Raw genomic sequence first — 11,395 nt, 5'->3', positions numbered from 1 at the left:
GGCACGACCAGGAGCCCACCGATGGCCGACAACGACGAACTCCGCCGGTACCTGAAGAAGACCGCCAAGGAGCTTTCCGAAACCAAGCAGCAACTGCGCGAACTCACCGAGCGGGTCGGCAGCCCCATCGCGATCGTCGGAATGGCGTGTCGCTACCCGGGCGGAGTGCACTCGCCCGAACAGCTGTGGCAGCTGGTCGCCGACGGCGTCGACGCCGTCGGCGACTATCCGACCGACCGTGGCTGGGATTTGCGGCGGCTGTTCGCCCCGAATCCGGATGTGCCGGGAACCATCTACACCCGGCAGGGCGGATTCCTGGATGCGGTGGGCGATTTCGATCCCGGCTTCTTCGACATCAGCCCGCGCGAGGCCGCGGCGATGGACCCGCAGCAGCGGCTGATGCTCGAGGCGGCTTGGGAGGCGCTCGAGGACGCAGGCATCGACCCGGTGTCGCTGCGAGGCAGTGATACCGGCGTCTTCGCCGGGGTGATCCACCAGCACTACGGCCCGCGGGTCGGGTCCCCGCAGCTCACCGCCGAGGCGGAAGGCCATGCCTACCTGGGTGTTTCGAACAGCGTGCTGTCGGGCCGCATCGCCTACACGCTGGGTTTCCAGGGCCCGGCGATCTCGATCGACACCGCGTGCTCCTCGTCGCTGGTGGCGCTGCACCTGGCCTGCCGGGCCCTGCGTCAGGGCGAGACCGACCTGGCGTTGGCCGGCGGCGTCACGGTGATGTCGGATCCGTCGCTGCTGATCGCCTTCGCGCGGCAGCGCGCCCTGTCCGCGGATGCGCGTTGCAAGGCGTTCGCGGCCGCCGCGGACGGAACCGGCTTCTCCGAGGGCCTCGGAATGGTTGTGCTGGAACGGTTGTCCGATGCGCTGCGGCACGGCCATCGGGTGCTGGCGATCATTCGCGGAAGCGCGGTCAATCAGGACGGGGCGAGCAACGGTCTCACCGCCCCGAACGGGCCGTCGCAGGAACGGGTCATCCGGCAGGCGCTGTCGGACGCGGGCCTCACCCCTGCAGATATCGACGCGGTGGAGGCACACGGCACCGGGACCACACTGGGCGATCCGATCGAGGCGACGGCACTGATCGGCGTCTACGGGCAGGGGCGTCAGCAGCCGCTGCGCCTGGGGTCGCTGAAATCCAATGTGGGCCACACCTCCGCGGCCGCGGGTGTCGGTGGGGTGATCAAGATGGTGCAGGCGTTGCGTCATCGGATGCTGCCCAAGACCCTGCACGTGGACGAGCCCACACCGCATGTGGACTGGTCCGCGGGTGCGGTCCGGCTCCTGCTCGACAACGAACCCTGGGAGCCGGGTACGCGAATCCGGCGGGCGGGTGTGTCGTCGTTCGGCGCCAGCGGCACGAACGCTCATCTGATCCTGGAGGAGGCGCCGGCCGAGGATCCGGCGATCGGCAACGCTGCCGAATCCTCCGCTCCCGCAGGTGGTGTCGTCGCGCTGATGGTGTCGTCGCCCACCGAGCAGGGCCTGGCCGGGCAGGCCGGCCGGTTGCGGCAGTGGTTGCTCGACCATCCGTACGCCGATCCGCGCGACGTGGCCTGTTCCCTGCTCACCACGCGGAGTCGCTGGAACCGGCGCGGGGCTGTGGTGGGCCGCGATCGGGCCGAACTGCTCGCGGGCCTGGCGACGCTGGCCGGTGATCCGGCGACCGGCGGCGCCGAGGTGGTGCGGGGATCGGTCGGCTCCGGTCGCACCGCGTTCCTGTTCACCGGACAGGGTGCGCAGCGCGCCGGGATGGGCCGCGGCTTGTACCGGTCCTTCCCGGTCTTCGCCGCCGCCGTCGACGAGATCTGCGCCGAATTCGATCCGATGCTGGGCCGGTCGCTGCGCGCGCTGATGTTCGACGACGACAGCGGACTGCTGGACCGGACCGAATACACCCAGCCCGCGCTGTTCACCTTCGAAGTGGCCATGTGCCGGCTGCTCGAATCGTTCGGCCTCACCCCGGATCTGTTGCTCGGTCATTCCATCGGCGAACTGGCGGCGGCCCACCGCGCGGGCGTGTGGTCGCTGCCCGACGCGTGCGCGCTGGTGGCGGCGCGCGGACGGCTGATGGGTGCGCTCCCGGCGGGTGGGGCGATGCTGGCGGTGGCCGCCGACGCGGCCGCCGTCGCCCAGGTACTGGCCGAGTCCGGCGGGCGACTGTCGCTCGCTGCGGTCAACGGTCCGGCCGCGGTGGTGCTGTCCGGAGACGAGGAGGCGGTGGCCGAGGCGGAACAGCGATTCGGGCACCAGGGTGTGAAGACGAATCGGCTCCGAGTCGGCCACGCCTTCCACTCGGCGCACATGGACGGGATGCTCGAGGAATTCCATCGGGTGGCCGCGGGCCTGACGTACCGGGCTCCCTCGATTCCGGTGGTGTCCAACGTGTCCGGTGAACGCGCCGACCGCGAGCTGACCGATCCGGCGTACTGGGTGCGTCAGGTGCGCTCGGCCGTTCTGTTCGAGCCGGGAGTGCGGGCACTGGCCGGCGCCGGTGTGCGGCGTTTCGTCGAGGTGGGCCCAGACGCCGTGCTCACCGCCCTCACCCGTCGTTGTCTCGCCGAACAGCCGGAGATCGACGGCCGGTCGGTCGTCGCGGCCGCCGGTCGCCGCACCGTGGACGAGACCGTCCAGCTGCTCACCTGCCTCGCCACCGCCTGGGTAGGTGGTCTCGACGTCGACGTGGCGCTGGCGCACGGTGAGCGGCCCGTTCGTCGGATCGCGCTGCCCACCTACGCGTTTCAGCGGCGGCGGTACTGGGTCGCGCCGACCGACGGTCTCGGCGATCTCCGCCGGGCCGGACTGGTCGCGGTCGATCACCCGATGCTGGGCGCGGCGGTCTCGGTCGCGGGCAAGGACGAATGGTTGTTCACCGGCCGGCTGTCGGCGGCGACCCAGAACTGGGTTGCCGACCACACCGTCTTCGGCACCGTCCTGCTGCCGGGCACCGGGTTCGTCGAATTGGCCGCGACTGTCGGAGCCCGCCTGGGACTCGAGCTGGTGGACGAGGTCGTGCTGCAGACACCACTCGTCGTCGCCGGCGACGCCGAGATCGATATTCAGATCGGCGTCGACGCTCCCGACGACGCGGGCCGTCGGCGGTTCACTGTCACCTCGCGACTCGCCGGCGACCACGAGTCGAGCACCGAGTCGACCATTCATGCGCACGGCGTCCTCGCCCCGGACGCGATCGGCGAACCGGCCGTCGCCGACCCGGTAGACCTCCCGGCGGAAGCAGCGAGCGCCGCGGTGACGCTGTACGACGAACTCGCCGCGCGCGGACTGGAATACGGCCCGGCCTTCCGCGGCGTCCGCGCGGTTCGTCGCACCGACGGCGAGGTCGTGGCCGACCTGGCGCTGCCCGATGCGGCCGGGGCGGACGGACCGAATTTCGGGGTCCACCCGGCGCTACTCGACGCCGCCCTGCACGCGGCGGCCGACGAGCTCGCAGCCGATCTGCCGGCCGGTACGGTCCCGCTGCCGTTCTCGTTCCACGGGGTGCGGGTGTACCGGGCCGGTGTCACGGCAGCGCGAGTCCGGATCCGGCGGATCGATGCCGACGGTGTGCGACTGGACCTCGTCGACGCCGACGGGGCACCGGTGGCCGTGGTTGCCGCCGTGCGTGTCCGCGCGGTGGACCGCCGCTCGCTCGACGACGGCCGGTCGATCGCCCGCCGGTCGCTGTATGAAATGCACTGGGAGCCGGTGGAACCGGATGCCACGGTCGCCGATACCAGCGCGATGATCGCGGTCGGGACGGCGTCGAGTGCCGGATTCCGCGAACACCACCCTGACATGGCCGCACTGGCCGCCGGCGGACACGACGATGGTGAAGCCGGGACGGTCGTCTGGTTCGCCCCGACCGAACCCGGCGGCGCTCTCTCCGCGACGGCGGTCCGTGCCGGCGTGCATGCCGCGCTGACCGAGCTGCGGACCTGGCTCGCGTGGGCCGGAGAGTCCGAGTCCCGGCTGGTGGTCGTGACCCGGCAGGGCGCGGACCTGCCGGACGAGGCGCCGGCTCCGGCCGCGGCGGCGATCGCCGGCCTGATGCGCAGTGCCCAGGCCGAATATCCGGGCCGCATCACACTCCTGGACTGCGGCAACGAGGCCGAGATGACCGACACGATCATCGTGACCGCCCTGGCAGCGGGTGAGCCCCGGTTGGCGTTGCGCGACGGTCGATTCCATGCGCCCCGGCTCCGACGCCACGCGTCGAACGCCGTGTCCGCGGTCGATCTCGGATCGGGTGCGGTGCTGATCACCGGCGGAACCGGCGGCCTCGGTGCCGCGGTCGCGCGGCATCTGGCCGCCGAACACGGGGTCGGCGATCTGGTGCTCGTGTCGCGACGCGGTCCGGACGCTCCGGGAGCCCGCGAACTCGTCACGCAGCTGACCGAACTCGGCGCCAGACCGCGCGTTATCGCCTGCGACCTGGGTACGCGCGAGGCGGTCGCGGGGTTGCTCGAACAGTTGGCCGACGGCCCCGCCCTCACCGCCGTGATCCACGCGGCCGGCGTCCTGGACGACGGGACGGCCGACACCCTGACCCCGGAGCGGATCGATCGGGTACTCACCCCCAAGGTGGACGCGGCGCTGCACCTGCACGAACTGACCGCGGACCGCGACCTGTCGGCATTCGTGCTGTTCTCCTCGATCTCGGCGGTGTTCGGTTCGGCCGGCCAGGGCAACTACGCCGCCGCGAACTCCGCCCTGGACGCCCTGGCCCGGCATCGGACGGCCGCCGGCCTGCCCGCGGTGTCGGTGGCGTGGGGTCCGTGGGACAGCGCGGGCGGCATGACCTCCGCGCTCTCCGACGCGGCCGTTACCCGGCTGGCGCGCATGGGTTTTCGTCCGATCGCGCAAGCCGACGGTCTCGCCCTCTTCGACGCGGTGTGTGGTCTGAACACGCCGTATGCGGCCGCTGTCGATTTCGATATGGCAAGCCTGTCGACCCTGGCCCACACCGGGGAGCTGCCGGCACTGCTGCGGGCGCTGGTGCCCGCCGCGCGCCGGGGCGCCGGCACCGGTGACCTGGCCCGGCGGCTGACCGGCACACCGGTGGAATCCCATGAAGCCATCGTGCTGGGGTTCGTCCGGACACAGGTGGCCGACGTCCTGGGTCACCCCTCCGGGGACGCGATCGACGTCGAAAAGCCGTTCAGTGAACTGGGTTTCGATTCGCTCGGCGTGGTGGAGCTGCGCAACCGCCTCACCAAGGCGACCGGCTTGTCCTTGCCGACCACGCTGGCGTTCGACCATCCGACCGCGGCGGCCGTCGCCCGGTACCTGCGCTCGCGGATCGCGAGCACCGGCACGGCGGCGACTCGCCCCACTCGCCGGGTTCGCTCCGAGGAACCGATCGCCATCGTCGGCATGGCCTGCCGATATCCCGGTGGTGTCACCTCGGCCGACGAACTGTGGGATCTGGTGCTCTCCGGCACGGACGCGATCAGCGAATTCCCCTCCGACCGCGGATGGGATCTGGGCCGGCTGATCCATCCCGATCCTGAGCACCCCGGCACGTCGTATGCGCACGAGGGCGGATTCCTCGATGGGGTGGCGGATTTCGATGCCGGGTTCTTCGGGATCGGTCCTCGCGAGGCCCTCGCGATGGATCCGCAGCAGCGGCTGTTGCTGGAGGTCTCCTGGGAAGCACTCGAACACGCCGGGATCGATCCGACGACCCTGCGTGGTACCGATACCGGCGTCTACACCGGCCTGATGTATCAGGACTACGAGTCGCTGACCCGCACGGCCGGCGCCGATATCGAGGGGTATGTCGGCACCGGCGCCGCGGCGAGTGTGGTGTCCGGACGCGTGGCATATGCCCTGGGACTGGAGGGTCCGGCGTTGACGGTTGACACCGCCTGCTCGTCGTCGCTGGTGGCATTGCACGTGGCCTGTCGTGCGCTGCGCCAGGGCGAGAGTTCGCTGGCACTGGTGGGTGGCGCGACGGTGATGTCGACCCCGCTGGTATTCGTCGAATTCTCCCGGCAGCGTGGGCTGGCGCCCGACGGCCGTTGCAAGTCCTTCTCGGCCGCCGCCGACGGCGTGGCCTGGGCGGAGGGTGCGGCCGTTCTGGTGGTCGAACGCCTTTCGGATGCCCGCCGGCTGGGCCACAATGTGCTGGCTGTGGTTCGCGGCACCGCAGTGAACCAGGACGGCGCCAGCAACGGGTTGACGGCTCCCAACGGCCCCTCCCAGGAGCGGGTGATCGCGGCGGCACTCGCCGACGCCGGGCTCACAGCTGCGGAGGTGGACGCGGTGGAGGCGCACGGCACCGGTACCGCGCTGGGTGATCCGATCGAGGCGCAGGCGTTGATCGCGGCCTACGGTGGTCAGCGGACGCACGGGCCGTTGCGGGTCGGCGCCCTCAAATCCAATATCGGCCACACCCAGGCGGCGGCCGGAGTGGGTGGGGTCATCAAGATGGTCCAAGCATTACGGCACGAAACCCTGCCCGGCACACTGCATCTCGACGAGCTGTCGCCCCACGTGGATTGGTCGGCGGACACCGTTCGGGTGTTGTCGGAGGCGGAGCCCTGGCCGGCCGGGGCCCGAGTGCGCCGGGCCGGAGTGTCCTCGTTCGGGATCAGCGGAACCAATGCCCACGTGATCATCGAGCAGGCGCCGGCGGCGACCGCGGTGCCCGCCGCCGAGGCACCCGAGGATCGCAATCATGCGGTGCCGCTGGTCGTTTCGGCGAAGTCGGAATCCGCTCTGCGCGCCCAGGCGCGGCGATTGCGCGCCTGGCTGGCCGACCGGCCCGAGCTCGATCCCTGGGCTGTGGCGCGGGCGCTGCTGGGAACCCGGGCCCTGCTGGATCGCCGGGGCGTGGTGGTCGGATCCGATCGCGACGAGCTGCTGGCCGGCTTGACCGCACTGGCCGCCGGGGCCGCCGCGCCCGGTGTGGTGACCGCGACGGCCGGTGTGGGGGATACGGCGTTCCTGTTCACCGGCGGCGGCGCGCAGCGGGTCGGCATGGGCGCCGGCCTGTACCGGGCATTTCCGGTGTTCGCCGCGGCGCTCGACGAGGTGTGCGGCGAATTCGACCGGCATCTCGGCGGTTCCCTGCGCGAGGTGATGTTCACCGACCCCGACGGCGTGCTGGACCGAATGGATCACATGCAGCCGGCGTTGTTCGCCTTCGAGGTCGCGCTCTACCGGCTCCTCGAATCCTTCGGATTCCGGCCGGACGTGGTCACCGGCCACTCGCTCGGCGAGCTGACGGCGGCCTACGTGGCCGGCGTCTGGTCGCTGCCGGACGCCTGTGCGCTGGTCGCGGCGCGCGGCCGGCTGATGGGTGCGGCACCGGCCGGTGGTGCGATGCACGCGGCCGCGATCTCGGAGGCCGAGGCCGAGCAGCTGCTCGACGGATTCGAGGACCGGGTGTCGTTGGCGGCGCTGAACGGCCCCGAATCGGTGGTGCTGTCCGGCCGCATCGATGCCGTCGACGAGATCGGCCGCAAGCTCACCGAGCTGGGCCGCAAGAACACGCGGCTGCGCATTTCGCACGCCTCGCATTCGGTGCTGATGGACCCGATTCTGGACGAATTCCGTACGGTCGCGGAGAGTTTGACCTATCACGAACCCGCCCTGCCGATCGTGTCGAACGTCTCGGGCGCCCCGGTGGGCGACGAGGTGTGCGACCCCGCGCACTGGGTGGCCCAGGTGCGTGGCTGCGTCCGGTTCGCTCCCGGCGTCGCGAGCCTGCTCGCCGCCGGTGTCCGGCGGTTCGTGGAAGTGGGTCCGGACGCGGTGCTCACCGCCATGGTTCAGGACTGCCTTGCGCACGATCCGGACGCGGCGGCGAAGTCGATCGTCCTGCCCTGTGCACGCCGCTCTGTCGATGAGCCGGTGCAGCTGATCGCCGCGCTCGGTCATGCCTATTCGGCGGGGATTCCGGTCCGGCTACCGCAGCTGTTCGCCGGCCGCGGCCGCTCCCGGATCACGTTGCCCAGCTATGCTTTCCAGCGCGAACGGTACTGGGTGCGGCCCGTACCCGAGACCGCGGTGGGTTCGTTCGGGCACCCGTTCCTCACCGCCGCGGTACCGCTCGCCGGCACGCAGGAATGGCTGTTCACCGGCCGCGTCTCGGTGCCGGCGCAGCCGTGGCTCGCCGATCACGCGGTATTCGGCTCGGTCCTGCTCCCCGGGACGGCCTTCGCCGAGTTGGCTCTGGCCGCCGGTGCACAGCTGGATGCCGAGGCGATCGACGAGCTGGTGCTGCATGCACCGCTGCTGCTCGGCGGTGACGCCGAGGTGGAACTGCAGCTGACCGTGCGCGCGCCGGACGATCACGGCCGTCGCGCTTTGTCGATCCATTCGCGCGCGGTGGGTTCACGAGCCGATCGGGAAGACGAGGCCGAACCCTGGGTCCTGCACGCCGATGGTGTCCTTACCAAAGCGGCCGCACTTCCCGCGGTCGATACCGGCTGGACGGCCGAGGGCGAACGCGGCGCCGGCGCCGCGCTCTACGATCGGCTGGCGGACCGAGGCTTCGAATACGGTCCGGCCTTCCAGGGCGTGACCGCGCTGCGCACGCATGCGGGCCGGACCTTCGCCGAGGTGTCGCTCGACGAATCGGCCGGTACGTCCACCACCGGTTTCACGATCCATCCGGCCCTGCTGGACGCCTGCCTGCACGCGGCCCTGGACGCCGTGCCCACCGGAGCGGACCCGGATCGAGTCCCGCTGCCGTTCTCGTTCGCCGGCGTGCGGCTGCATCGCCGGGGCGCGACCGCCGTGCGGGTCCGCACCGTGCCCCTGGGTGAGGACGCGACGGCCGTGGTGGTTCTCGACTCGGAGGGCGCGCCGGTGCTGACCATCGACGCGGTGCGTTCCCGCCCGATCGACCGAGCGGTTGTGCGCGGCTCGGGCGCCGGGCAGCCCGGACCGTACTCGGTGCGGTGGGTCGAGGTGGATGTTCCGGATCGGGTCTCGCGGGGTTCGGTCGCGGTGCTGGGTGCCGCGACCGTGCCCGGGGTCGAGCGCCGATTCGCCGATTTCGCGGAACTCGTTGCGGCCGAACAGATTCCGGATGTCGTCGTGTGGTCTCCGGAACTCGGACCGCGGATCGGCGCGGTGCCCGGGCCGGCGGATGTGCGGTCCGCCGTGCACGCCGCCTGGGAGCTGCTGCGGTCCTGGTCGAGCGCCGAGCAGCTCGCCGAGACCCGACTCGTGGTGGCGGTGCGTGGGGCGGACAGCGTGACGGGCGAGGCAGCCGAACCGGTGCACGCTGCGGTGGCCGGCCTCGTCCGCAGTGCGCAGTCGGAGCAGCCGGACAGATTCGTCGCACTCGACTACGACCCGGAGGCGGCCGAGATCGCCGGTGACCTGGTATCGGCCGTCGTGGAATCCGGATATTCGCAGGTGGCCGTCCGGAAGGAACGGCTGTTCGTCCCGCGTCTGGTCGACGCCGGCAGTGCCGTCGCGCCCCCGGCGGACACCACGGACACCGCCGCCACCTTCGGCACCGGTACCGTCCTGATCACCGGCGGCACCACCGGGCTCGGCGCGGTGACGGCCCGGCACCTGGTCCGCACGCACGGCGTCCGGCACCTGCTGCTGCTCTCGCGGCGCGGCGCGGCGACCGCGGGTGCTGCGGAACTGGTGGCCGAGCTGACCGATCTGGGCGCCCGCGTCCGGGTGGCCACCTGCGATGCGGCCGACCGCGATCAGGTGGCGGCCGTCCTGGATTCCGTCGACCGCGAGCATCCGCTGACCGGGGTGATCCATTCGGCGGGGCTGCTCGACGACGCCACGATCGAATCGCTCACACCGGAACGGATCGACCGCGTGCTGGCGCCGAAGGTGGACGGCGCGATTCATCTGCACGAGTTGACCCGGGATCGGGAGCTGGCGGCATTCGTCGTCTTCTCCTCGGCCGCAGCGCTGCTCGGCTCACCCGGACAGGCCAACTACACGGCCGCGAACGCCTTCCTCGACGCCCTGGCCCACAGCCGCCGGACGACCGGTCTGCCCGGACTGTCGGTGGCGTGGGGGCTCTGGGATCAGGACACCGGCATGACCGGTGCGATGGACCGCGCCGCGCTGGCCCGGCTCGAACGGATGGGCTTGCGGATGCTCGGTGTCGAGGACGGGATGCGGATGTTCGATGCCGCGCTCGCCGGTGACGATACCGTCAGCGCGGCAGTGCTGTTCGACAAGCAGGCGCTGACGACGCAGGCACGCTCGGGACTGCTCCCGGAGGTGCTGTCCGGGCTGGTTCCGGCTCGCTCCCGGCGCACGACGAGCGGCGGTGGGGCCGAGGGCAAGCTGGCCGAGGTGCTGGCGGCCACCGCGCCACGGGACCGCTATCCGGTAATCCTGGACTATGTGCGGGAACAGGCCGCCGCCGTGCTCGGCTACCGATCCGCGGCCGCCATCGATGCCGAAACACCCTTCAGCGACCTCGGTTTCGATTCGCTGGGCGGTGTGGAACTGCGCAATCGGCTCTCGGCGGCCGCCGGTATGCGGCTACCGTCGACGCTGGTGTTCAACTATCCGACGGCGGCCGCGATCGCGAATGTGATCTGTTCGCAATGGACGGACAATTCCACCGCCGCCGCCATCGATGACCAGATCGCCGCGTTGCGCGCTCTCTTGGCGTCGATGCCGTCGTCGGACGACAAAGCCCTCCTGGCCGAACGGGTTTCCGCGGCCATGGCAGAGGCCGTCACGGAAGAGGCCGTCACGGAAGAGGCGGTGGCGGAACCGGATTCGCCGACCCGACCCGACGATCTCGTCGCCGTGGAATCGGCGACGAGCGCCGACGAACTGTTCGCCCTGATCGACAAACAGATAGCAGAAAGGTAGGTGACCGGCGATGACGGTTGGTTCCGAGGCGGGGTCGGCGATCGAAACCACGGACGGCACCAGAACTTTGCGACTGCGGTGGGAGGACCCGTCGGTCGCCGTGCTCGGCCTGGTGCAGCTGTCCCGCGACGACCTGGTCGAACGCCTGCGGGCCGGTGATCTGCCGCTGCCGCCGCTGGCGAAGCTGCTCAACGTGGCCGTCGCCGACGCCGACCCCGGCCGGATGACGTTGCTGCTCACGCCCGACGAACGCCACATCAACTTTCTCGGTGTGGTCGGCGGCGGTGTGGCGGGCGCGGTGCTGGACGTCGCGATGTGGGGCGCGGTCCAACTCTCGGTGGACGACAAGTCCATGATCACGACCGTGTCCATGAACACGAACCTGATCCGGGGCATCGCCCACAATCAGGGGCCGTTGCGCGCCATCGGCGAGTCGGTCCATGTCGGGCGCACGACCGCGACGGCGCAGGCCCGCCTGGTCGACGAGGGCGACCGGCTGTACGCCACGGCCACCGCGACCTTCGTTCGGATGGGCGCCGGCCGGAGCTGAACTCGAACGGCCGGC

At 71.1% G+C, this 11,395-nt stretch carries 2 protein-coding genes; both read left to right on the top strand.

What is annotated here, in order from left to right:
* Positions 1-21 precede the first annotated feature (21 nt).
* Positions 22-10,830: a type I polyketide synthase gene (locus NMI01S_RS25810; RefSeq protein ID WP_063001288.1), complete on the top strand. Its 10,809-nt coding sequence runs from the start codon at positions 22-24 to the stop codon at positions 10,828-10,830.
* Positions 10,831-10,840: 10 nt separating this feature from the next.
* Positions 10,841-11,380: a PaaI family thioesterase gene (locus NMI01S_RS25805; RefSeq protein ID WP_063001287.1), complete on the top strand. Its 540-nt coding sequence runs from the start codon at positions 10,841-10,843 to the stop codon at positions 11,378-11,380.
* Positions 11,381-11,395: the final 15 nt, after the last annotated feature.

Origin of the sequence: Nocardia mikamii NBRC 108933 (genome assembly GCF_001613505.1) — a bacterium.
GTDB classification, from domain to species: domain Bacteria; phylum Actinomycetota; class Actinomycetes; order Mycobacteriales; family Mycobacteriaceae; genus Nocardia; species Nocardia mikamii.
Note: the sequence above shows the minus strand (reverse complement) of the source record. Positions and strands in the feature narration are given on the sequence as shown.

Bases quoted from the DNA above. Each gene is read 5' to 3' on its own strand.
- NMI01S_RS25805 (WP_063001287.1), top strand. From the start codon at position 10,841: ATGACGGTTGGTTCCGAGGCGGGGTCGGCGATCGAAACCACGGACGGC.
- NMI01S_RS25810 (WP_063001288.1), top strand. From the start codon at position 22: ATGGCCGACAACGACGAACTCCGCCGGTACCTGAAGAAGACCGCCAAG.